General features: G+C 65.0%; 23 protein-coding genes. 11 read left to right on the top strand and 12 right to left on the bottom strand.

Translation table 11 applies throughout. The features are described from left to right. Positions 1 to 20: 20 nt before the first annotated feature. Both ACX80Z_RS11295 and ACX80Z_RS11290 read left to right on the top strand, forming a co-directional pair. Positions 21 to 737, top strand: coding sequence for an energy-coupling factor ABC transporter ATP-binding protein (locus ACX80Z_RS11295; RefSeq protein ID WP_459315937.1), 717 nt, complete (start codon positions 21 to 23; stop codon positions 735 to 737). Next, a complete protein-coding gene (locus tag ACX80Z_RS11290) occupies positions 734 to 1,390 on the top strand; it encodes an energy-coupling factor transporter transmembrane component T family protein (RefSeq protein WP_459315936.1) in 657 nt (218 codons plus the stop codon). Before ACX80Z_RS11295 ends, ACX80Z_RS11290 begins: the two co-directional genes overlap by 4 nt. Positions 1,391 to 1,536: 146 nt before the next feature. Here ACX80Z_RS11290 and ACX80Z_RS11285 read toward each other — a convergent pair whose 3' ends face one another. The 6 genes from ACX80Z_RS11285 to ACX80Z_RS11260 form a co-directional block, all read right to left on the bottom strand. Continuing rightward, a complete protein-coding gene (locus ACX80Z_RS11285) occupies positions 1,537 to 1,866 on the bottom strand; it encodes a metal-sulfur cluster assembly factor (protein ID WP_019483812.1) in 330 nt (109 codons plus the stop codon). Between the two features lie 47 nt (positions 1,867 to 1,913). Then, positions 1,914 to 2,702, bottom strand: coding sequence for a Fe-S cluster assembly ATPase SufC (gene sufC, locus ACX80Z_RS11280; RefSeq protein ID WP_019483811.1), 789 nt, complete (start codon positions 2,700 to 2,702; stop codon positions 1,914 to 1,916). A 78-nt stretch (positions 2,703 to 2,780) separates the two neighbouring features. Then, positions 2,781 to 3,140 (bottom strand): non-heme iron oxygenase ferredoxin subunit, encoded by a 360-nt coding sequence (locus tag ACX80Z_RS11275; RefSeq protein ID WP_019483810.1) that lies wholly within the window; start codon positions 3,138 to 3,140, stop codon positions 2,781 to 2,783. After that, positions 3,140 to 4,405, bottom strand: coding sequence for a Fe-S cluster assembly protein SufD (gene sufD, locus ACX80Z_RS11270; protein WP_459315935.1), 1,266 nt, complete (start codon positions 4,403 to 4,405; stop codon positions 3,140 to 3,142). Before sufD ends, ACX80Z_RS11275 begins: the two co-directional genes overlap by 1 nt. Positions 4,406 to 4,407: 2 nt before the next feature. Further along, positions 4,408 to 5,883, bottom strand: a complete 1,476-nt coding sequence (sufB, locus tag ACX80Z_RS11265; RefSeq protein ID WP_019483808.1) for a Fe-S cluster assembly protein SufB — start codon at positions 5,881 to 5,883, stop codon at positions 4,408 to 4,410. Continuing rightward, positions 5,883 to 6,743, bottom strand: a complete 861-nt coding sequence (locus ACX80Z_RS11260; RefSeq protein WP_459315934.1) for a helix-turn-helix transcriptional regulator — start codon at positions 6,741 to 6,743, stop codon at positions 5,883 to 5,885. The genes sufB and ACX80Z_RS11260 overlap by 1 nt, the downstream gene beginning before the upstream one ends. Positions 6,744 to 6,898: 155 nt before the next feature. Between ACX80Z_RS11260 and ACX80Z_RS11255 the strand changes: the two genes are divergently transcribed. Genes ACX80Z_RS11255 through ACX80Z_RS11245 form a run of 3 tightly spaced genes read left to right on the top strand, consistent with a single transcriptional unit; the run spans position 6,899 to position 9,596 of the window. Continuing rightward, positions 6,899 to 7,849: an ABC transporter ATP-binding protein gene (locus tag ACX80Z_RS11255; protein WP_459315933.1), complete on the top strand. Its 951-nt coding sequence runs from the start codon at positions 6,899 to 6,901 to the stop codon at positions 7,847 to 7,849. Next, positions 7,846 to 8,589 carry an ABC transporter permease gene (locus ACX80Z_RS11250; protein WP_024477360.1) on the top strand — a complete coding sequence of 248 codons (744 nt, stop codon included), beginning with the start codon at positions 7,846 to 7,848 and terminating at the stop codon, positions 8,587 to 8,589. Before ACX80Z_RS11255 ends, ACX80Z_RS11250 begins: the two co-directional genes overlap by 4 nt. A 5-nt stretch (positions 8,590 to 8,594) precedes the next feature. After that, positions 8,595 to 9,596 (top strand): COX15/CtaA family protein, encoded by a 1,002-nt coding sequence (locus ACX80Z_RS11245; RefSeq protein WP_019483804.1) that lies wholly within the window; start codon positions 8,595 to 8,597, stop codon positions 9,594 to 9,596. Here ACX80Z_RS11245 and ACX80Z_RS11240 read toward each other — a convergent pair. Beyond that, positions 9,580 to 10,479, bottom strand: coding sequence for a dihydrodipicolinate synthase family protein (locus ACX80Z_RS11240; RefSeq protein WP_459315932.1), 900 nt, complete (start codon positions 10,477 to 10,479; stop codon positions 9,580 to 9,582). The genes ACX80Z_RS11245 and ACX80Z_RS11240 overlap by 17 nt on opposite strands. A gap of 26 nt (positions 10,480 to 10,505) precedes the next feature. Then, positions 10,506 to 11,450: a heme o synthase gene (locus ACX80Z_RS11235; RefSeq protein WP_116777762.1), complete on the bottom strand. Its 945-nt coding sequence runs from the start codon at positions 11,448 to 11,450 to the stop codon at positions 10,506 to 10,508. A gap of 361 nt (positions 11,451 to 11,811) precedes the next feature. On the opposite strand from ACX80Z_RS11235, the gene tkt reads away from it, so the two are divergent. Genes tkt through pgl form a run of 6 tightly spaced genes read left to right on the top strand, consistent with a single transcriptional unit; the run spans position 11,812 to position 20,076 of the window. Continuing rightward, on the top strand, positions 11,812 to 13,977 hold the full coding sequence (gene tkt, locus ACX80Z_RS11230) for a transketolase (protein ID WP_459315962.1): 2,166 nt from the start codon (positions 11,812 to 11,814) through the stop codon (positions 13,975 to 13,977). A 26-nt stretch (positions 13,978 to 14,003) separates the two neighbouring features. Then, positions 14,004 to 15,116, top strand: a complete 1,113-nt coding sequence (gene tal, locus ACX80Z_RS11225) for a transaldolase (protein ID WP_019483800.1) — start codon at positions 14,004 to 14,006, stop codon at positions 15,114 to 15,116. A 5-nt stretch (positions 15,117 to 15,121) separates the two neighbouring features. Beyond that, the gene (locus ACX80Z_RS11220) at positions 15,122 to 16,777 is read left to right on the top strand and encodes a glucose-6-phosphate isomerase (RefSeq protein WP_459315931.1); all 1,656 of its coding nucleotides are present in this window, start codon (positions 15,122 to 15,124) and stop codon (positions 16,775 to 16,777) included. Continuing rightward, positions 16,777 to 18,321 carry a glucose-6-phosphate dehydrogenase gene (gene zwf / locus ACX80Z_RS11215; protein WP_019483798.1) on the top strand — a complete coding sequence of 515 codons (1,545 nt, stop codon included), beginning with the start codon at positions 16,777 to 16,779 and terminating at the stop codon, positions 18,319 to 18,321. Before ACX80Z_RS11220 ends, zwf begins: the two co-directional genes overlap by 1 nt. Continuing rightward, positions 18,318 to 19,259, top strand: a complete 942-nt coding sequence (locus tag ACX80Z_RS11210; RefSeq protein ID WP_024476732.1) for a glucose-6-phosphate dehydrogenase assembly protein OpcA — start codon at positions 18,318 to 18,320, stop codon at positions 19,257 to 19,259. The genes zwf and ACX80Z_RS11210 overlap by 4 nt, the downstream gene beginning before the upstream one ends. Then, positions 19,249 to 20,076 (top strand): 6-phosphogluconolactonase, encoded by an 828-nt coding sequence (pgl, locus tag ACX80Z_RS11205; RefSeq protein WP_024476731.1) that lies wholly within the window; start codon positions 19,249 to 19,251, stop codon positions 20,074 to 20,076. The genes ACX80Z_RS11210 and pgl overlap by 11 nt, the downstream gene beginning before the upstream one ends. 26 nt (positions 20,077 to 20,102) lie before the next feature. Here the strand turns inward: pgl and ACX80Z_RS11200 are convergent, their stop codons facing one another. The 4 genes from ACX80Z_RS11200 to ACX80Z_RS11185 form a co-directional block, all read right to left on the bottom strand. Then, positions 20,103 to 20,498: an RNA polymerase-binding protein RbpA gene (locus tag ACX80Z_RS11200; protein ID WP_024476730.1), complete on the bottom strand. Its 396-nt coding sequence runs from the start codon at positions 20,496 to 20,498 to the stop codon at positions 20,103 to 20,105. Positions 20,499 to 20,631: 133 nt separating this feature from the next. Beyond that, the gene (secG, locus tag ACX80Z_RS11195) at positions 20,632 to 20,877 is read right to left on the bottom strand and encodes a preprotein translocase subunit SecG (RefSeq protein ID WP_019483794.1); all 246 of its coding nucleotides are present in this window, start codon (positions 20,875 to 20,877) and stop codon (positions 20,632 to 20,634) included. A gap of 70 nt (positions 20,878 to 20,947) precedes the next feature. Then, positions 20,948 to 21,763: a triose-phosphate isomerase gene (tpiA, locus tag ACX80Z_RS11190; protein ID WP_019483793.1), complete on the bottom strand. Its 816-nt coding sequence runs from the start codon at positions 21,761 to 21,763 to the stop codon at positions 20,948 to 20,950. An 11-nt stretch (positions 21,764 to 21,774) separates the two neighbouring features. Beyond that, positions 21,775 to 23,019 carry a phosphoglycerate kinase gene (locus ACX80Z_RS11185; RefSeq protein WP_459315930.1) on the bottom strand — a complete coding sequence of 415 codons (1,245 nt, stop codon included), beginning with the start codon at positions 23,017 to 23,019 and terminating at the stop codon, positions 21,775 to 21,777. Positions 23,020 to 23,028: the final 9 nt, after the last annotated feature.

Genomic DNA, 23,028 nt, shown 5'->3' with positions numbered 1-23,028 from the left:
GCCGTCGGAGCAGCTAGCCGATGATCGTTTTCGAGGGTGCTGCGGTCAGCGTCGATGGCCCGGATGGTGCGCGACTGATTCTGGCGCCGCTGACGCTGGAACTGTCCGAGCGTCGGATCGCGGTCATCGGCGCGAATGGGTCCGGGAAGTCGACCCTGCTGAAACTCATCAACGGGCTGATCCCTCCATCCGCCGGGAGCGTTCTGGTGGCAGGACTCGACACGGTCAAGGCCGGCCGGGCGGTCCGGCAGCGGGTGGGATTCGTGTTTACCGATCCCCTGTCCCAACTGGTGATGCCCACCGGGCTCGAGGATGTTGAGCTGTCGCTGCGGGCTCGGCTGCGCAACCCTACCGAACGGCGAAACGCGGCACTGGCCGTCCTGGAGCGGTTCGGGCTGGGGCCGCTGGCAGAGCAAAGCATCTACGACCTCTCCGGTGGGGAGCGGCAGCTGATGGCGCTGGCCACGGTCCTCGCCGTCGACCCGGCCATCCTGGTCGCAGACGAACCCACCACCCTGCTTGACCTCCGCAACGAGCGCCGGGTCCGCAGCGTGTTTCGCGGACTGGACCAACAGGTGGTCTTCACCACCCATGATCTCGACTTCGCCAGGGACAGCGACCGGGTGCTGGTCATCGACGCGGGACAGCTGGTGTTCGACGGCGACCCCGGCGCAGCGATCGACCACTACCGGAGGATGCATCTCGAGGCGGACCCGCTGCCGGAACACCGCCCGTGAGGGGCCACGGCAGCCTGTTCGGCACCTACGTCGCCGGTGATTCGTTGCTCCACCGGACTCCCCTGTGGGTGAAAGGCCTGGCTGTACTGCTGCTGTCCACGAGCGTGCTGGTGGTGAACCTACTGGCGCTGACCGCCGTCGCATTTGGACTGGTGGCAGTTGGCTACCTGATCGGTGCACGCCTGCCCCCGATCCACCTGTGGCGACCGCTGGTGCCGGTCTGGCCCATGCTCGTGATCCTCGGCGGCTACCAGATCATCGCTAACGGGCCGGAACCGGCCCTGCAGGTGGTGGGAAACATCACCACGTGCCTCCTCGCGGCCCGCCTGCTGACCCTGACCACCGAGGGCCAACGCCTCCTGGATGGGCTGGTCGCCCTCGCCGTCCCGTTTCGGCGGCTGGGCGCCGACCCCGAGCGGTTCGGCCTGACGCTTGCCCTGATGACCCGGAGCCTCCCGTATCTTGTGGGCTCGGTAGCGGACGTCCGGGACGCGGCAAAGGCCCGCGGTCTGGAACGGAACCCGCGGGCCCTGGTGATCCCGGTGGTGATCGGCGCCGTCGCCTACGCCCACCAGACCGGCGAGGCGCTGGCGGCCCGGGGTCTCGGGGAACCGAACGCTGCAGACCCCAGCGGACCGGCCCAAACCGGCTAGCGCAGCATGAACCGGCAGCCGCCCCAAAAAACGGCTAGCGCAGCAGAAAACGGCAGGCGCCCCAGTTATATCTGGGGCGCCTGCCGTTTTCTGCTGCGGTGGTCCGGGAATGCTGCGCCCGTCCGGGAATGCTGCGCAGGAGCGTCCTAGATGTTGAAGCCGAGGGCCCGCATCTGGTCGCGGCCGTCGTCGGTGATCTTCTCGGGACCCCATGGTGGCATCCACACCCAGTTCAGGCGCCAGTCGTCCACGACGCCGTCCAGCGACAGGCCCACCTGCTCCTCGATGACGTCAGTCAGCGGGCACGCCGCTGTGGTGAGCGTCATGTCGATCAGCAGGGCGCCGTCGTCGGCGTACTTCAGGCCGTACAGGAGGCCAAGGTCAACGATGTTGACACCCAACTCGGGGTCAATCACGTCCTTGAGGGCTTCCTCGACGTCGTCAAGCGCGGTCTGTCCCGCGTTCACTTCACTCATTGTTCTCTACCTTCTCGAAGTGTTACCGAGTTCACTTGCTGCTGAGCCTAGGCGCCGGCTGTGGTGACAGCAGGAGCCGGGGACTGGGCACCGAAGCGGTCGTAGCCTTCGGCCTCGAGGCGGTCGGCCAGCTCAGGCCCACCCTGTTCAGCAATCCTGCCGTCAACGAACACGTGGACGAAGTCCGGCTTGATGTAGCGCAGGATCCGGGTGTAGTGGGTGATCAACAGGGTACCCATTTCGCCCTTCGAATGCTCGCGGTTCACGCCTTCGGACACGACCTTCAGCGCATCGACGTCGAGGCCTGAGTCGGTCTCATCCAGGATGGCGAAGCGGGGCTTGAACAGCTCGAGCTGAAGAATTTCGACGCGCTTCTTCTCGCCGCCGGAGAAACCCTCGTTGACGTTGCGCTGGGCGAAGTCGGCGTCGATGCGCAGCTGCGACATCGCTTCCTTGACGTCCTTGGTCCAGTGACGCAGGCTCGGAGCCTTGCCATCGAGGGCAGTCTTCGCGGTCCGCAGGAAGTTGGTCATGGTGACGCCGGGTACCTCGACCGGATACTGCATGGCCAGGAACAGGCCGGCGCGGGCCCGCTCGTCGACGCTCATATCGAGGACGTCTTCGCCGTCGAGGGTGATGGATCCGCTGTCAACGAGGTACCGGGGGTGACCGGCAATCGTCGAGGCGAGGGTCGACTTGCCGGAACCGTTGGGGCCCATGATGGCGTGTGACTCGCCAGTGTTGATGGTCAGGCTGACCCCTTTGAGGATCTGCTTCCTGACCCCCTGCTCCGTCTCGATGCTGACGTGGAGGTCCTTGATTTCAAGGGTGGACATCTGTGGTTCTCCTTCGCGCCCTGCGTGGCAGGGAGTGCAGTAGGTGTTCGAGCTAAGTAGTCGAAAAGTGTGTGGTGGCTAGCCGAGGTCCGGGACAGCGGCACCGTTGGTGACGGTGGTGATGTCCACGTAGACCTCGTCGCCGTGAATTTCCAGGGCAAACACTGGGACAGGTTCATAGGCTGGCAGTTGCAGCGGGGCGCCGCTGCGCAGATCGAACTGCGATCCGTGTCCCCAGCATTCGATGACGCATCCTTCGACGTCCCCCTCGGAGAGGGAGATATCGGCATGCGAGCAAGTGTCCCCGAGAGCATGGATTGCACCCTCGGAGTCCTTCACCACAGCCACCGGATAGTCGTCGATCAGAATGCGCAGGGCCTGGCGGACCTCAATGTCGTTGACATTGCAGACCAGTTCGCCCTTCGGTGCGTCAGCCATCAGATGTTTCCTGCCGCGAGTTCCCGCTCCACGGCGTCGGTCAGCCGCTCCTCCAGGGCTGGCACCTTGATCTGCTGGATGACCTCGTTGAGGAAACCGCGGACCACCAGTCGGCGGGCGGTTTTCTCGTCGATGCCGCGAGCCATCAGGTAGAACAGGTGCTCGTCGTCGAACCGGCCGGTGGCGCTGGCGTGGCCTGCACCCTCGATGAGACCAGTTTCGATCTCCAGGTTCGGCACCGAGTCCGAGCGCGTTCCGTCAGTCAACAGGAGGTTACGGTTCGTTTCGTACGTATCGGTCCCCTCTGCCTCCTTGCGGATCAGCACGTCGCCGACCCAGACGGTGTGAGCGTCCTGGCCCTGCAGGGCGCCCTTGTAGGTGACGCGGGATTTGCAGTTCGGGACGGCGTGGTCCACCAGAAGGCGCTGCTCAAGGTGCTGGCCTGCGTCGGCGAAGTACAGTCCGTACATCTCGACCTCGGAGCCTGGTCCGGTGAAGAGCGACGACGGCGTCATCCGCACCAGGTCTCCGCCCAGGCTGATCACGACGTGCTTGAACTTCGCGTTCCGACCGATTTTGGCCTGCTGGGTGGAGGTGTGGACGGCGTCGTCGTCCCATTCCTGCACACTGACGACGGTGAGTTCAGCGCCGTCGCCGACGACGATTTCGACGTTCTGCGCGAGGGTGGTCTTGCCGTGGTGATCGAGCACCACGACGGCCTTTGATAACCGCTCCGCGGTGATGATCAGGTGCTGGGCTGCAGGGGCCTCATCGACGCCATTGATGGTGATCTGGATGTCGCTGTCCGCGATGGTCTCCACCGGGATGGTCACGACCGTGGCCTCAGTGAACGCTTCCCAGGCTGCGGCCGAGACCCGGTCATCGGGAATGGACGCGGAGCCGATGCGGGAGTCGTCGCGGCCGACGGTTTCCACCTGGATGTTGGTGGCGCCGGAAACCTCAACGGTGGGCCCCGAACCGGTCAGCGGCTGGTCGTGCAACCCGCGGAGACGCTTGAGCGGGGTGAACCGCCAGTCCTCTTCGCGGCCGTTCAGCGGTGCGAAGTCGGCCAGCCTGTAGGACTTGAGCCGCTCACCGCGGGATGCCTCGGGGATGACCGGGGCGTCGCCGTGGCTGTGCTTTTTCGCGCCATGCTGGTCGGTGCCCTCGTTGAAAGGGGAAAGGTTTTCCCCTTCTTCGGTGAAACCGTCGATGGCAATTTTCTCTTCGGACGCCGGAGCGTCTAATTGGGTAGCTTCAGCCATTATCAGCCTACTGCCCCTTCCATCTGGAGTTCGATCAGGCGGTTCAGTTCGAGGGCGTACTCCATGGGGAGTTCACGGGCGATGGGTTCGATGAACCCGCGCACGATCATGGCCATGGCCTCGTCCTCGGGCATGCCGCGGGACATCAGGTAGAACAGCTGTTCCTCGCTGACGCGCGAGACGGTTGCCTCGTGGCCCATGGTGACGTCATCCTCGCGGATGTCCACGTACGGGTAGGTGTCGGACCGGGAGATCGTGTCCACCAGCAGGGCGTCACAGCGCACAGTGTTTGCCGAATGCGTGGCACCCTCGCGGACCTGGACCAGCCCGCGGTAGGCGGCCCGTCCACCGCCCCTGGCAACCGACTTGGAGATGATCGATGACTTGGTGTTCGGTGCGATGTGCACCATCTTCGAACCGGTGTCCTGGTGCTGACCCTCGCCGGCGAAAGCAATGGACAGGGTCTCGCCCTTGGCGTGCTCCCCTACCAGGTAGACGGCCGGGTACTTCATGGTGACCTTCGAGCCGATGTTGCCGTCAACCCACTCCATGGTGGCGCCCTCGTGGGCGATAGCCCGCTTGGTGACCAGGTTGTACACGTTGTTCGACCAGTTCTGGATGGTGGTGTAGCGGACGCGGGCGTCCTTCTTCACCACGATCTCGACGACAGCCGAGTGCAGGGAGTCCGACGTGTAGATCGGGGCGGTGCAACCTTCGATGTAGTGCACGTAGGAGCCCTCGTCGGCGATGATGAGGGTCCGCTCGAACTGGCCCATGTTCTCCGTGTTGATCCGGAAGTAGGCCTGCAGTGGGATCTCAACGTGAACGCCGGGTGGCACGTAGACGAAGGAGCCGCCGGACCAGACGGCCGTATTCAGCGATGCGAACTTGTTGTCGCCCACCGGGATGATCGAGCCGAAGTATTCCTCAAAGAACTCGGGGTGTTCCTTCAGCGCAGTGTCGGTGTCCATGAAGATGACACCCTGCCGTTCGAGCTCCTCGTTGATCTGGTGGTAGACCACCTCGGACTCGTACTGGGCCGCCACGCCTGAGACCAGACGGTTACGCTCTGCCTCGGGGATACCGAGCTTCTCGTAGGTGTTCTTGATGTCTTCGGGGAGTTCTTCCCAGCTGCCAGCCTGCTTCTCGGTGGAGCGCACGAAGTATTTGATGTTGTCGAAGTCGATGCCCGACAGGTCGGCGCCCCAGGCGGGCATGGGCTTCCGGTCGAAGTACTTGAGGCCCTTCAGGCGCAGGTCAAGCATCCATTGGGGCTCGTCCTTCTTGGCCGAGATGTCGCGGACAACCTCTTCGCTGAGTCCGCGCTTGGCGTTGGCGCCGGCGTCGTTCTTATCCGACCAGCCGAAAGCATAGTTACCGATGCCTTCGAGCTCCGGATTGCGCTCCAGGATGTCACTGATTACTGCTTCCGGAACGGCTGGCTCAGCCATTGTCTTCTGGTCTACTTGATCCGTCATCACGGCCTTTCATGCTGATGGTTGGATACGGTCGGTTCTAGCCCGGGGATGTCAGTCCCGGCGGGGGCCGGTGTTACCCGGCCCACAGGTATGTGGGTGGTGCAGACGTGGCCGCCGCGCGCCAGCGTGGACAGCCGGCGTACGTCGACGCCGAGCAGCCGGGAGAATACTTCGGTCTCCTGGTCACAGAACGAGGGAAAATCGGCGGCGAGCTCCTGCACCGGGCAATGACCCTGGCAGAGCTGGACCGCCAGCATGGCAGCGTTCGGGGCATTCCGCCCGACAACCGTGGTGGACCCCACGAACCCGTCCGCGGTCAGTGCTCCGGCCAGCGCACGGGCGCGGTCTTCGAGGTCGGGGCCGGCGGCTTCCACCAGGGGGCGGTACCGGGTTTCCATCTCGGCGAAGCGGGTCCGGGCGAACTCGTCGACGGCGTCGGGACCGGCGACCAGTTGGAGCTGGGTCAGAGCCGCCTTGGCGATGGACAGGTAGTCGGTGCCCAGCTCGGTCTGCCCGCGCTGGCTCAGCACGTACCTGCGGGCCGGCCGGCCCGCTCCTGAGGAGGGATTGCCGACCAGTTTCACTTCGATGAGCTGTTTGCGGGACAGGGCATCAAGGTGGCGTCGGACGGCCGCCGGGGTGAACCCCAGGCGTTCACCGAGTTCAGCCGCGCTGACCGGGCCGTGTTCGAGGACCGCGGCGAGCACCTTGCTGCGGGTCCGGTCCTCGACCTCACTGGGCCTGGAACCGTTGGGCCTGGAACCGTTGGGGCGGGAGCTGTTGGGTCGGGAGTCATTTGGCTGGGAGCTATTTGGGCGCGCCTCAGCCGGGAAGGTGCTGGCTGGGGATGAATTGCTCATGTCGCCTCCTCCGGAATCCGCGGCACAGATTTATGCCCACAGAATAGACAACACAATCATGTCCTAATCTGTTCCCCACTGCCAGTAAGGCGAGGCTATCCGAAGGGCGGTTCCGCACGGGAAGGCACAGCTACTACATGCCGTAGAATAATTGAGTGCCAAACCCCTCTCCCGCGCTGGAAGTTGAAGCGCTCGTCAAGGACTTTGGACCCGTTTCCGCGCTCGACGGCAAGATGGTCAGGGTGCTCGACGGCGTCCACCTTCGAGCCTACCCCGGGCAGGTCACGGCGCTCCTCGGCGCGAATGGTGCCGGCAAGACCACCACCCTCGAATGCGCGCAGGGTTTGCAGCGCCCCAACGGTGGGACGGTGAGGCTACTCGGTGAGAACCCGTTCAACGCCGGAGCGGCGCTTCGCAGCAGAGTCGGAGTGATGCTGCAGGAAGGTGGGCTCCCGCCGTCGGCCCGGCCGCTGGCCCTGCTCAACCATGTGGCGGCCATGTACGGCGCACCCCGCCCGGTGGCCGAGCTGGCCGACCGGTTGGGCATCAACTCCTACGCCACCACGGGCATCCGACGGCTCTCCGGCGGCCAGAAACAGCGGCTCGCCCTCGCCTGCGCGCTGATCGGCAACCCCGAGGTGCTTTTCCTGGACGAGCCCAGCGCAGGACTGGATCCGCAGTCACGCACCATCGTGTTCGACCTGATCCGTGAACTCCGCGCTGAGGGGCTGGCCATCATCCTCACCACCCACCTGCTCGACGACGCCCAGAAGCTCGCCGATTATGTCTACATTCTCGACACGGGCCGCACCGTCACCCACGGCACCGTCGCTGACCTGACCGCCGACGACGCCGGCGACACGTACCGGGATCTCCGCTTCCAGGCCGCCCCAGGCCTCGGCCTCCCGGCCGGCGCGTTTCCGGCGCTCACCTTCAGGGAAACCGATCCCGGCCGCTATTCGGTGGCTGGCTGCTTCACCCCCGCCGACCTGGCAGGACTTGCACGGTGGTGGGAAGAGGCCGGCGTCCTGCCCCTATCGATCACCATGCAACCCCGGTCCCTCGAAGACGTGTTCCTCGACATCTCCGGACGGGAAATCCGATGAGCACTGCCGCCCCGCTGGCTAAACGCATCCTCCTGCAGGGCCGCTACGAGGCGCTGTCCATGCTCCGCAACGGGGAACAACTGGTCCTGGCCATTGCGTTGCCCCTGCTCGGTCTGGTGGTCCTGGTCCTGACGCCATTCCTTGACGGGATGGCGGACAGCCGAATCGACGCAGCCACCCCGGGCATCATTGCGCTCTGTGCCATGTCCACTGCCTTCACCGGGCAGGGCATCGCTACCGGCTTCGACCGCCGCTACGGCGTGCTGCGGTTCCTGTCCACTACTCCCCTGGGTAAACCAGGGCTGATCCTGGGGAAGGTGCTCGGCGTCGTCGTTGTCCTGGCAGTCCAGCTGGTGGTCATCGGTACCGTTGCGGTCCTGCTGGGATGGCGCCCGGATGCTGCGGGGATGCTGCCTGGGCTGGTGCAACTGATCGTCGGCGCTGCGGCATTTACAGCCCTGGGCCTCCTGGTGGCTGGAACCCTCCGGCCGGAGGCGACGCTTGCCGTGACCAACCTGGTGTGGATCCTGCTGGCCGTGGCCGGCGGTATTGTGCTCCCCGGGACGCTGCTGCCCGATGCCATGCGGCCGTTCGTTGACATCCTGCCGTCCTCGGCGCTGGGCGACGGACTACGGTCGGCGCTCATCGACGGGGCCTTCAACCTTCCTGCGTTCCTTATCCTCGCGGCGTGGGCCTTCCTGTCCAGCCTCGCCGCCATCCGCTGGTTCAAATGGAGTTAGCACACATGACACACCCTGCACCCACCGGCTGGAGCCGTCTCACAGCGAAACTCCCCCGCACCAACTCGCGGTCCGTTCGCGGTCTGGCCCTCGCCTCGCTGATCTCCCAGATCATGATCGTGGTGACCGGCGGTGCCGTGCGGCTCACGGCCTCAGGATTGGGCTGCCCTGAGTGGCCCAGGTGCACCGCCACGTCGATCGTCAATACACCGGAGATGGGCATCCACGGGGTGATCGAGTTCGGCAACCGGCTGCTGACCTTCGTGTTGACAGCCATTGCCATCGCCATGGTGGTATCCCTCTGGAATCTGCGCAAGGAACGCAAGGACCTGTTCCGGCTCGCCATCGCGCTGGCCGCAGGCATCCCCGCGCAGGCTATCCTCGGCGGCATCACGGTGCTGACCCAGCTCAACCCCTGGGTGGTCGGCTGGCATTTCATCGTCTCGATGGTTCTGATTGTCCTTGCCACGGTGCTGGTCAACCGGGCACGGATCACCACCGCGCAGGCGGCAACGTCGGCCGCGCCGCTGGGATCACGGCTGCTGCGTCAGATCCTGACCGCTGCGGCAGTGCTGACAGCCATCACGGTCTTCCTCGGAGTGATCGTCACCGGATCCGGCCCGCACGCCGGTGACGCTGGCGCCGCCCGGAACAACCTCGACCCCGACCTCATGACCCGGATCCACGCGGCGCCGGTCTATCTGCTGGTACTCACGGTCGCCGTCGCGCTGGTGCTGGTGTACCGCGAGTCGGCAGCGTCACGACTCAGGACATCGGTGGTGATCCTCGCCGCGGTGGTTCTTGCCCAGGGCGCCCTCGGCTACCTGCAGCACTTCCTGCACCTGCCCGTCGTGCTGGTGGCCCTGCATATGCTCGGAGCATCAGTGCTGACGGCGGCCATGGCCAACAGCGTCTATCTGGCGGCAAGCCGCCAGGAGCGGGCCACCCTGGAATCCGACGACCACGGTGTCGCCTCGGAGCCCGCGGGCTTCAGAGACGACCGGTAACCTCAAGCGCGTCGATCAGGCGTGCCAGGTCGCGCTGCTCACTACCCGGCACGGGTAATACCGGCAGCCGCGGGTCCCCGGCGTCGATGCCACACGCTTTCGCCAGTGAATGAAGCCCGCTCAGCTTCCGCAGCCGCAGGACGGCCTGCACCACCGGCAGCAGAAGCTTCCGCGACTCAGCAATCCGGGCACCATCCCCACTGACTACCGCCGCCCGAAACTCGGTGTAGGCGCGGGGAAGCAGCGCCGCGGGGCCGGTATGCCAGGCGTCCGCTGCGATATCGCCCGAGGCGATCAGCAGGTCCCCGCTCAGCCCATGGCTGAACGGCTGGCTGGTCAGTGACCGCAACCGGTCGTAGCGCTGCCGGAAGGACACCACGTCGGTGGCAGTGTCCTTGAACGCCTGCACATTGGGGAGGTCAAGGAGTTCGGCGACCAGTTCCAGGTCGTAGTGGAACTGGGTGGTGCCGGGGTTGTTGTAAAGGCAAATCGGCAAGGACGTGACATCGCAGACGGCAGCGGTCTGGGTCGCCACCTCATCGTTGTTCAACGGCACATAAGACACCGGTGAGAGCACCACACCTGAGGCTCCGGCGCGCTCGGCGTCCCGGGCGGCGTCGAGCACTTCCCTCGTCCCCACCGAGCTGATCCCCACCACGACGGGAACGCCGGACTCCTGGGCGGCGTCGACGGCGGTCGAGGCGACCTGCGATCGTTCAGCGGCGCTGAGGTAGGCGAAACTACCCGAGGAGCCCAGCACCGCGATGGCATCCACCCCCGAGGACGCGAGGGAGGACACCAGCGACGCCAGCTCGGGGAAGTTGATGTCACCGTTCCCGTGAAAGGGAGTGACTGGATACGCGATTAGACCGTTGAACACCATGTGCCCATGCTAGTCGTACCCACTGGTTAGAAGACCGGGCCGCCGATGAACGGATCGATGGCCAGCGCGAGGAACACTACGGTGAGGTAGCTGATCGAGCCGTGGAACACCTTCATGGAACCCTTGTCAGTGACCGTGCCGCGCACCGCAGAGGTGTGGAGCTTGTGGGTTTCCGACAGGAACCAGATACCGGCGGCGAGGGCCGCGACGGTGAATACCCAGCCCGCCCCGCCCACGGGGATGAGCAGCAGTGAGCAGGCGACCGTCGCGTAGGCGTAGAGGACCACCTGGACGGACACAACGCGGGCACCGGCGATCGCGCCCAGCATCGGCACCTTGGCCGCGTTGTAATCGTCGCTGTACTTCATGGAGAGCGGCCAGTAGTGCGGGGGCGTCCACAGGAAAATGATGAGGAAGAGGACCACGGCTGGCCACTCAATGGTGTTCGTGACAGCGGCCCAGGCAATCAGTACCGGCATGCAGCCAGCAGCTCCGCCCCAGACAATGTTCTGCGGCGTGCGGCGTTTCAGAATCAGCGAGTAGATGACCACATAGAAGAAGATGGCTACCACGCCGAGACCAGCGGTCAAGGGGTTGGCGCCGAACCACAGCAGGGTAATAGCGGCAACGCCGAGCACCCAGGAAAAGATCAGGGCTTCGCGGGGGGAAACCTCACCGGTGACCAGCGGCCGCTTCTCGGTGCGGTGCATCACCTTGTCGATGTCGCGGTCAATGTAACAGTTGAACGAACCGGCGCTGCCGGCGGCCAGTGCGCCACCGACCATGGTCGAAATCATCAGCCAGACACCGGGTAGTCCGCCCTGGGCGAAGATCATGGTTGGCAGTGTGGTGACCAGCAGCAGCTCGATCACGCGAGGCTTGGTCAGAGCGAGATAGGCCTTGGCCTTGCGTTTGAAACCCGTACTGGTGCCCGTTGTGCTGGCAAGGCCCGGATCCTGCTCGGTCTTCACGAGGTAACACTGCCGTTTCTGCTGGGGGGAAAGTCCTCTCTCATCATACCGTCCCCTCCCTCCCAGATTTTACAGACTGTAGAAGTAACCTCGCCGGATGCGCCCCGGAGACTCGTCACGTCACGATGTGAACCACAAATTTGAAAACCGGCCCAAGACGATAGGGTTGACCCTAATGCCCAGCCCGTTTCCGCCGGTAAAATGGTGGCCGCGGGGCGTGGGTAGCCAGAATGCAGGTTTTTACAACGGTGAACGGCCAGTTGTTCCGGTGCGCAAAGACGGCGATCGCCAGTCCCACAGGGCGCCGCGGCGCTGGCCGTGGAGCACAGAGAGGGGCTGAGGTTTCGTGCCGCAGCTTGATATGCAAGAACTGACCTGGACCGAACTGGACACGCGTGCGGTGGATACCGTCCGGGTGTTGGCAGCAGACGCTGTGGAGAAGGTGGGAAACGGCCACCCCGGCACGGCTATGAGCCTGGCGCCCGCGGCCTACCTGCTGTTCCAGAAACTAATCCGGCATGACCCCTCCCAGCCTGAGTGGACCGGCCGCGACCGGTTTGTGCTGTCGCCGGGCCACACCTCCCTGACCCTTTACATCCAGCTCTTCCTCTCCGGGTACGGACTGGAACTCGAGGACCTCCAGTCCCTGCGGACCTGGGGCTCGAAAACCCCCGGCCACCCGGAATACCGCCACACCGCCGGCGTCGAAATCACCACCGGGCCGCTGGGTCAGGGCCTAGCCTCGGCAGTCGGGTTCGCCTTCGCACAGCGCCGGATGCGCGGCATGATGGATCCCGATACCGCCGCCGGCGAAAGCCCATTCGACCACACCATCTGGGTGATCGCGTCCGACGGCGACCTCCAGGAGGGTGTCACGGCTGAAGCCTCGTCGCTGGCCGGACACCAGGAGCTCGGCAATCTGGTGGTCCTCTACGACGAGAACCACATCTCCATCGAAGACGACACCGACATCGCGTTCACTGAGGACGTACTCGGGCGCTACGAGGCCTACGGCTGGCATGTCCAGCGCGTTGACTGGACCAAGACCGGCGACTACGTCGAAGACGTCCAGGAACTGTACAACGCCCTGACAGCGGCACGGGACGAGACGTCCAGGCCCTCGATCGTGTCACTGCGGACCATCATTGGCTGGCCGGCACCGACGAAGCAGAACACCGGCAAGATCCACGGTTCGGCCCTCGGCGCAGACGAGGTGGCAGCCCTCAAGGAGACCCTCGGCCTCGATCCGGCCAAGCACTTCGACGTCGCCCCCGAGGTGTTGGACCACGCCCGGCAGGTCAGCGACCGCGGGCAGGCCCTGCGCTCCGAATGGGACAAATCATTTGGCGCCTGGCAGCAGGCCAACCCCGAGAACGCCAAGCTCCTCGACCGGATCGCCTCCCGGACCCTCCCGGCCAACTGGGATGACGCCCTGCCCGAATTTGAGGCGGGCAAGGACATGTCCACGCGGGCCGCATCCGGCAAAGTGCTCTCAGCCATTGGCCCAGTGCTCCCGGAACTGTGGGGTGGCTCGGCCGACCTCGCAGAATCGAACAATACGACGATCGAGGGGTCGCCGTCGTTCATCCCCGAGGGGAAGCAGACCGACACCTGGCAGGGCAACCCGTACGGCCGGGTGCTGCACTTCGGGATCCGCGAGCATGCGGCAGCCGCGATCGTCAACGGCATCGTGATGCACAGCAGCACCCGGGCGTTCTCCGGCACCTTCCTGATCTTCAGCGACTACCAGCGTCCGGCCGTCCGGTTGGGCGCACTCATGGGGGTCCCGTCCATCTATGTCTGGACCCACGACTCCATCGGTCTGGGCGAAGACGGTCCCACCCACCAGCCGGTAGAGCAATTGGCCGCCCTGCGCGCAATTCCAGGGCTCGACGTCGTCCGCCCGGGTGATGCCAACGAGGTGGCCGTCGCCTGGCGCACCATCCTCGAGAACACCGAGAACCCGGCGGGGATCGTCCTGACCCGGCAGAACATTCCCACCTATGCACGCGGCACCGGCGCAGCTGACGGCGACACCTTCGGCTCAGCCGAAGGCGCAGCCAAGGGTGCCTACATCCTCGCCGAAGCGACCGGCGGCACCCCCGATGTCATCCTGATCGGCACCGGCTCGGAGGTTCAGCTGGCTGTTGAGGCACGCGAAACACTGCAGGCGGAGGGCATCGCTGCCCGCGTCGTTTCGATGCCGAGCCTTGAATGGTTCAACCGCCAGGACGAGGCCTACCGTGAATCGGTGCTTCCCGGCACCGTCAAGGCGCGGGTTTCCGTGGAGGCCGGGGTGGCCCTCGGCTGGCGCGAACTCATTGGCGACGCCGGCAGGTCAGTGTCCCTGGAACACTTCGGTGCATCCGCTGATTACAAGCGGCTGTTCAACGAATTCGGCATCACCGCCGACGCCGTCGTCCAGGCAGCCCGCGACTCCATCGCTGTTGCAGGCGACCACCGGGCACCCAACGGCACGCCGGCGTGGTCCGGCCCCGCATCATCCGAAACCGGCGACCAGCAGTAACAGCCGACAATTCAAGGAGATCCACCATGACTTCAACACCCACATCAGACCTTTCCGCGGCCGGCGTATCGATCTGGCTCGATGACCTTTCACGGGAGCGCATCAACTCGGGCGCCTTCAAGCACCTGATCGAGGAACGCAACGTGGTTGGCGTCACCACCAACCCCAGCATCTTCGCCGCGGCACTGCAGCAGGGCGAGTCCTACGCGACCCAGGTTGAGGCCCTGGCTGCAGCCAACATCCCCGTCAATGACGCTGTCTTCGATATCACCACCCACGACGTCGCCCAGGCCTGCGACATTTTCGGCGCGGCAGCCAAGAGCACCGGCGGCGTCGACGGTCGCGTGTCCATCGAGGTTGACCCCCGGTTGTCCCGGGATACCGAGGGCACCATCGCCGAGGCTAAGCGCCTCCACGCCAAGGTGCAGCGATCAAATGTCCTGATCAAGATCCCCGCCACCGTCGAGGGGCTCGAAGCAATTGCGTGCACCCTCGCCGCCGGGATCAGCGTCAACGTCACCCTGATCTTCTCCCTGGAGCGCTACCGGGCTGTGATCAACGCCTTCATGCTCGGCATCGAGCAGGCGAAGGAAAACGGGTTCGACCTCTCGACCATCCACTCGGTCGCATCCTTCTTCGTGTCCCGCGTGGACAGCGAGATCGACAAGCGTCTGGACGGCATCGGGACCGACGAAGCCGCAGCGTTGAAAGGCAAGGCAGGGTTGGCGAACGCCCGGCTCGCCTACCAGGTGTACGAGGAGCTGTTCGAGACGGAGCGGTGGGAAGTTCTCGCGGCCGCCGGAGCCCGGCGGCAGCGTCCCCTGTGGGCATCCACCGGGGTCAAGGACCCGGCACTACCTGACACCCTGTACGTCACCGAACTGGTGGCACCCGGCGTCGTCAACACCATGCCCGAAAAAACGCTTGAGGCGACGGCGGACCACGGGGTGATCACCGGCGATACGATCACCGGAACGTACGACGACGCCAACTCAGTGCTGAACAGCCTCGAAAACATCGGGATCTCCTATCTTGAGGTAGTCGAGCAGCTCGAGGTCGAAGGCCTAGAGAAGTTTGTGACCAGCTGGAACGAGCTACTCGAAACAGTTCAGACCGCACTGGATACGGCAAGGGGTTAATGACAATGAGTTCCATGACGCTCGCAGCGGCTGGCGCTGCACTCGAAGCGATTGACCGTGTTACCGGCACCCTCGTCGAGGATCAGGTGGCATCACGACTGATGGCGAAGGACCCCACCCTGTGGGGTCACGACGCCGAGTCGGAAGCGGCCGTCAGGCTGGGCTGGGTTGACCTTGTCGAGGCTTCCCGCGGCCTCGTCCCGGGCATCATGGAACTGCGGGCCACCCTGCACGCCGAGGGTGTCAGCCGGATCGTCCTGTGCGGGATGGGCGGATCCTCCCTCGCCCCCGAGGTGATCACCCGGACCGCCGGTGTGGAGCTGACAGTGCTCGACTCAACCGACCCGGATCAGGTGCGCCGGACGGTGGAGGACCGGTTGGCCGAGACGGCTGTCGTGGTGTCGTCCAAGTCGGGTTCGACCGTCGAAACTGACTCGCAGCGGAGGATCTTCGAGGCAGCGTTCACTGCCGCCGGCATTGATCCGCTCACCCGGGTGGTTATCGTGACCGACCCGGGATCACCGCTGGACGGTTCAGCCCGCGAGGCCGGCTACCGCGCGGTCTTCAACGCCAACCCGAATGTTGGCGGCAGGTATTCGGCGCTCACCGCTTTCGGTCTGGTGCCATCGGGCCTAGCCGGCGTCGACCTCGACGCCCTCCTCGACGCAGCCGAGGAAACCGCCGAGTTCCTGGGCGACGACGACCCGACCAACATTGGGTTGCGGCTCGGCGCGGTGTTGGGCGCCACCAACCCGTTGCGGGACAAGATCGTCTTCGCCGATGAGGCGTCAGGCATTCCCGGTCTGGCCGACTGGGCCGAGCAGCTGATCGCGGAATCCACCGGCAAGCTCGGCACCGGGGTGCTCCCGGTCGTCGCCGAGGAGGGTGCTCCGGAGATTGTTACCGCCGCCGACGACGTCCTCACCGTCCGTCTGACCGCGCCCGACGCCGACGTGGAGCCGGTTGGGAACCAGGTGACCGTGAGCGGGAGCCTCGGCAGCCAGCTTCTCGTGTGGGAGTTCGCTACAGCAGTGGCAGGGCGACTGTTGGGCATCAACCCCTTCGACCAGCCCGATGTTGAGGCGGCGAAGGTTGCGGCGCGGGGGTTGCTCGACGAACAGCCCGAAACTGCGCTAGCCAACTTCGTCGACGGCGCAGTCGAGATTCGCGCCGACAGTGGTCTGCTGGGTGAGGCGAGCACCCTCGGTGATGCGTTGCAGCGCCTCTTCTCCAGCCTGGCGCCGGACGGCTACTTGTCGGTCCAGGCTTACCTGGACCGGTCCGAGCAGGCCTCGTTGGAGGGCATCAGGTCACCGCTGGCCTCGCTCACCTCCCGACCGGTCACGTTCGGCTGGGGCCCGCGTTTCCTGCATTCCACCGGTCAGTTCCACAAGGGCGGCCCGGCACAGGGCGTTTTCCTGTCCATTACCGGTGCAGCAGCCGAGGATCTGGCCATCCCGGACCGTCCGTTCACCTTCGGGGAACTGATCACCGCCCAGGCAGCGGGCGACGCCCAGGTTCTCGCCGGCAAGGGACGTCCCGTCCTTCGTCTCCATCTCGCTGACCGCGCCGCGGGCCTTGAACAGCTCAGCCAGGTGATTACCCACCTTTCGGGCGGGGCTGCCGGCCAGCGGGCAACCACTGAAAGCGGTACCGCATAGTGCACGATTCTGCAGAGGCCCGGCCGGCTAACCCGCTGCGGGATCCCCGCGACCGGCGGTTGAACCGCATCGCCGGACCATCCGCCCTGGTGCTTTTCGGCGTTACCGGCGACCTCGCCCGTAAAAAGCTCATGCCGGCGATCTACGATCTTGCCAACCGTGGCTTGCTGCCCCCCAGTTTCGCCCTCATCGGGTTCGGCCGCAGGGAGTGGGACGATGAGCGGTTCATTGAGGAGGTGCGGGAAGCCGTCACCCAGTATTCGCGCACCCCGTTCGATGAGACGGTCTGGGAACAGCTCTCGGCCGGCATCAGGTTTGTGCAGGGCAATTTCGACGACGACGACGCCTTCGGCCGCCTCGAAGTGACGCTGGCCGAACTGGACTCCAGTCGCGGCACCCGAGGCAACCATGCGTTCTACCTGTCCATCCCCCCGAAGGACTTCGAGCTGGTGTGCCAGAAGCTCTCCGAGCACGGCCTGGCGCAGCCCGGCGAGGGACAGTGGCGGCGGGTGGTGATCGAGAAGCCGTTCGGCCACAACCTGCAGTCGGCCCGTGAGCTGAATAGGGTTGTTGAGCAGGTGTTCCCACCGGACGCCGTGTTCAGGATTGACCATTACCTTGGCAAGGAGACGGTCCAGAACATCCTTGCTCTCCGGTTCGCCAACCAGCTCTTCGAACCGTTGTGGAACGCCAAATATGTTGACCACGTGCAGATCACCATGGCCGAGGATATTGGCATCGGCAGCCGGGCCGGGTATTACGACGGCGTCGGGGCGGCCCGCGACGTCATCCAGAACCACCTGCTGCAGCTGTTGGCGCTCACCGCGATGGAAGAACCGATTTCCTTCAACGCCAATGACCTGCGGGCCGAAAAGGAAAAGGTCCTCGCAGCCGTCAAGTTGCCGGACGACCTGTCTGGGTCCTCGGCGCGCGGTCAGTACGACGCCGGCTGGCAGGGCGGGGAGCAGGTCAAGGGTTTCCTGGAGGAGGAGGGCATTCCGAAGCACTCCACTTCCGAAAGTTTTGCGGCCATCCGGCTGGACATTCACACCCGGAGGTGGAGCGGCGTACCGTTCTACCTCCGCGCCGGTAAGCGCCTGGGACGCCGGGTGACCGAGATCGCCGTCGTCTTCAAGCGCGCACCGAACCTGCTGTTCAGGGACCACGCGGAGGATGACTTTGGCCAGAACGCCGTGGTGATCAGGGTGCAACCGGATGAGGGGGCCACGATCAGGTTTGGCTCCAAGGTGCCGGGCACCCAAATGGAGGTCAGGGACGTCACGATGGACTTTGGCTATGGCCACTCCTTCACCGAATCCAGTCCTGAAGCCTACGAGCGGCTCATCCTCGATGTTCTGCTGGGTGAGCCACCACTGTTCCCGCGGCACGAAGAAGTCGAACTGTCCTGGAAGATCCTCGACCCGTTCGAGGAGTACTGGGCGGCCCTTGGGGACCAACCGGAAAAGTATGTCCCGGGAAGTTGGGGCCCAGCGTCGGCTGACGAGCTCCTCGCGCGTGATGGAAGGACGTGGCGTAGGCCATGATCGTTGAACTGCCGGACACCACCACGTCGAAAGTGTCCAAGGAGATCATGACCCTGCGGGACAAGGGCGGGGTCGTTGCCCTGGGCCGGGTCCTCACCCTGGTGGTGGTGACCAGCTCCGGTAACGAGGAGGATGCGATCCTCGCCGCGAACCTGGCCAGCCGGGAACACCCTTGCCGGATCATCGTGCTCGCCCTCGGATCCGCTGCCGAAGCTACCCGACTCGACGCCCAGATCCGGGTGGGCGGGGACGCGGGTGCCTCCGAGGTGATCGTCCTCAAGGGGTATGGGCAACTCGCCGAGGAGAACGAGTCCCTCGTCTCAGCGCTGCTCCTGCCCGACGCCCCCATCGTGGCCTGGTGGCCGCATGGTGCTCCGGCCGACGCGGCCCGCACCTCGATCGGGAGCATCGCCCATCGCCGGATTACGGATTCGGCCAATGAGCCAGATCCGGTGGGCGCACTGTCAACCATCCGTGAAACCTATACGGCGGGTGACACCGATCTGGCCTGGACCCGGCTCACCAACTGGCGAATCCAGCTCGCGGCAGTCCTCGACCAGCTGGATGCCTCCCCCATCACCGCGGTCACGGTGGAGGGGGCGGAGGATTCGCCGAGCACGGTGCTCCTCGCGGCATGGCTCACCCTGGCGCTCGACTCCCCCGTGACCATCGCTGCGGGGCCCGCCGGGACCGGACTCCGCCGGGTAAGGCTCTCCCGGCCCGCCGGGGACGTCGAACTGAACCGGCCCCACGCCGCAATTGCTGAACTGTACCAACCTGGCCAGCCCGTGCAGCGGATTTCGTTGCCGCGGCGCAGCCTGCAAGACTGTCTCGCAGAAGAGCTCCGCCGACTCGACCCGGATGAGGTATTCGGCGAGGTCATCACGGAGGGGCTCGCACGGACCAACCTAAGGAGTGTGCGTCCCAGTGAACGCTGACCCCAAAGTAAGTATCCACCCCGATTCAACCCTGCTCGCGGCCACCGTTGCCGCCCGTCTGATCACCAGACTGGTTGACGTCCAAAACGAACGCGGCTCCGCCACCGTCGTGCTGACCGGTGGGTCCCTCGGTACTGCGACACTTGCCGCGGTCGCTGCGTCACCGGCGTGCTCGGCGGTGGATTGGAGCAGGGTCGATTTCTGGTGGGGAGACGAACGGTTCCTCAGTGCCTCGGACCCGGACCGCAACGCGGTACAGGCGCGGCAGGCGCTGCTGGGCAAGTTGGGCCTCGCCGAATCCCAGATTCATGAGTTCGGCTCCAGCGATGATTTCCCCGATCAGGATGCGGCTGCAGCCGACTATGCGACTCGGCTACTCGACGCCGCAGCGGCTGAACAGGACCAGGCGGGCGACGCCGACGGTCAGGATGGCCGGCTCCCCCGGTTCGATGTGCTGCTCCTCGGCGTGGGCCCGGACGCTCACATCGCGTCGCTGTTCCCTGAAATGCCCGGAATCCGCACCAAGGAGCAGACCGTTGTGGGTGTCGCTGACGCACCTAAACCGCCGGCACTGAGGATGTCGCTAACCCTTGAGGCGGTCAATTCGGCCGAGGAGGTCTGGATTGCTGCGGGTGGCCAGGACAAGGCTGGCGCTGTCGGACTTGCACTGGCTGGCGCGGGCCCCGCACAGGTCCCCGCGTCCGGAGCCCGGGGGCGGCGTAAGACACTCTGGCTGATCGATCAGGAAGCCGCGGCGCAGCTTCCTGATCGGCTCATTGAAAGCAACGACCCCGACGACGAGGACAGTGTCGACTAGGACCGTGTCGACTAGAAGCGTGCCGCTTAGGTTGCCAGACCGCCCCGCAGGCCAACCCTGCGGGACCTGAGGTTGCGCAACGCCTGCTCAAGGACGTTCGCTGCTTCCTCTTCGGTGCGCCGCTCCTTGGCGTATTGGAGGTGGCTCTTGTACGGCTCTACCCCGTCCACCAGCGGTTCCACCCCCGGCAGCCTGCCCGCCGCGCGCCCACAGCGACCGCATTCCCAAACCTCGGGAATCTCGTCGTCGTGCAGCTTCGCGAAGGTCGGTCTTGTTTCGTGGTTCTCGACACACCAATAGCTGACCACGGTGTGGTCCACCACTGCAGGGCGTCTTCCGGATTCGGCCTGCCAGCCGGCCATCCCCCCGTATGACTCAGTTCCGATCCGTGTGCCTTTAAATGCGTTTCCCGCGTTAACCATGGATTGCTCCTGGACTAGGCTCCGACAACGGGGCCAGTCTACGCCCAAAGCTCAACTCTGGGTATGGCGGCTAACGCGGGAATTCACAATACTGTTGGGCTGCCCTGTGGACCGGTCAGCCGTGGAATGCTAGCTACTCGGCGAAGCGCTGGATCAGGCCGAGCGCCACGATGACGACGCCCCAGGTCAGTCCCAGCGCCACGGTGAACCGGTTGAGGTTGCGTTCCGCCACGCCCGATGATCCCATGCTGGTGGTCATACCGCCGCCGAACATGTCGGACATGCCACCCCCACGACCCTTGTGCAGCAGGATGAGCAGGACAAGCAGGGCGCTTGAGATGGCAAGGAGAACCAACAAAATGATTCGGAGAATGTCCACAGTGGCCTTTCAGGGGTAACTGACGTGCGTAGTCGACCTGCGCCGGGCGCAGTCTCGGGTCGAAGCGGTCTTAGTCAGTGACCAGGAGATGTTCGAACCTGACAATACTAGCAAACTCGGCGGCGTCCAGACTGGCACCACCGACCAGCAAGCCGTCGACGTCCTTGCCCTTCAGGATGGCCCCGGCGTTGGCGGCCTTGACCGATCCGCCGTAGAGCATCCGGACCTTCCCAGCCGTCTCGGCGTCGTAAAGTGAGCCCAGTTCGGCTCGCAGCGCGGCGCACATCTCCTGCGCATCGTCAGGTCCGGCAACTTCCCCGGTGCCGATGGCCCAGACTGGTTCGTAGGCGACCACCAGCTGGCCAACCTGCTCCGCCGTGAGCCCATCGATTCCGGCGCGCAGCTGGCTGAGGGTGTGTTCCACGTGATTCCCGGCCTGTCGGACTTCAAGCCCTTCGCCGGCGCACAGGATTGGGGTGAGGTTGTGCCTGAAGGCCGCCTTCACCTTGCTGTTGAGCAGCTCATCGCTCTCCTGGTGGATGGCCCGGCGCTCGGAGTGTCCCACGAGGACGTACGTGCAGCCGAGCTTCTCCAGGAACTGCCCGGAAATGTCCCCCGTGTAGGCACCGGAATCGTGGGGGGAAAGGTCCTGGCCACCGTAGACGGTCTGCAGGTCGTCGCCGCGGACCAGGGTCTGCACCCCGCGCAGATCGGTGAACGGCGGGAAGACAGCCACCTCGGCCCGCTGATAGTCATGGCTGGCGTCGTCGAGGGTCCAGGCAAGCTTCTGCAGGAGCGTGATGCCCTGGACGTGGTCCAGGTTCATTTTCCAATTGCCTGCAATCAGGGGGCGGCGGTCGTACTTGCCGTTGGTTGAGGAAGTCATGAGTGCTTCTCCTACTGCCCGAGGGCTGTCAGTCCGGGGAGTTCCTTGCCTTCAAGGTACTCAAGGCTGGCACCTCCGCCGGTCGAAATGTGGCCAAACTGGTTATCGGTGAAGCCGAGTGATCGGACTGCCGCAGCGGAGTCGCCGCCCCCGACAACCGTCAGCGCACCGCGGGTGGTGGCTTCGGTGAGTGCTTGCGCGACGGCCTTCGTACCGGCAGAAAACGCGTCGAACTCAAAGACCCCCATGGGGCCGTTCCAGAACACTGTGCCGGCGGTGGCGATTGACGCGGCGAAAGCCGCACCGGAAGCCGGTCCGATGTCGAGCCCCAGCCCACCAGCACCAAATGAGCTTTCCTCCATGGCGTCGGCGGGTACGGTCTCGTTCGCGGCGTCGGCAGCAAACCGTTCGGCCACCACAATGTCGGTGGGGAGGACAAACTCGGTACCGGCCTTCTCGGCACGGTCCAGGTATCCCTTGACGACGTCGATCTGGTCGTCCTCAAGCAGGCTCGCACCGACCGAATACCCCTGCGCAGCGAGGAAGGTAAACACCATGCCACCGCCGACGAGGATCCGGTCCGCGGTACCCAGCAGGTTTTCAATCACTGCGAGCTTGTCGGACACCTTGGAACCGCCCAGCACCACGACGAACGGGGCCACCGGTTCCCCGGTGAGGCGCTGCAGGACGTCAACCTCGGTCTTCACCAGGTCGCCCTGGTAGGACGGGAGCAGCGCCGCGATGTCGTAGACACTGGCGTGCTTCCGGTGCACGGCACCGAACGCGTCGTTCACATAGGCACCGTCGTCGCCGGTCAGTGCTGCCAGTTCGGTTGCGAACGCCTGCCGTTCGGCGTCGTCCTTGCTGGTTTCCCGCGCGTCAAAGCGGACGTTCTCCAGCACCAGAACGCTTCCACCGGTCAACGCGGCCGCGTGTTCCGCGGCGCTCTTCCCCGTGGTGTCGGCGGCCAGGGTGACGGTGAAATCAGCCAGTTCCGCCAGCCGATCCACCGCGGGTTTCAGCGAATACCGCTCGTCAGGGGCGCCTTTGGGGCGGCCCAGGTGAGCCATTACAATGACTGCGGCCCCCTCCCCCGTCAACTTCCGCAGTACCGGTAGGGAGGCCTGAAGCCTGCCATCATCGGTCACCCGTGGGGTTGCCCCCGAGGTGTCAAGCGGGACGTTCAGGTCCGACCTGACCAGGATTGTGCGTCCACGGACGCCGGTACGCAGGAGGTCATCAAGAGAGGAGGCCACTTCGGTCCT

Source organism: Arthrobacter sp. TMT4-20 (genome assembly GCF_054510775.1).
The sequence above is the reverse complement of the archived record's forward strand: the minus strand, read 5'-3'. Positions and strand labels throughout refer to the sequence as shown.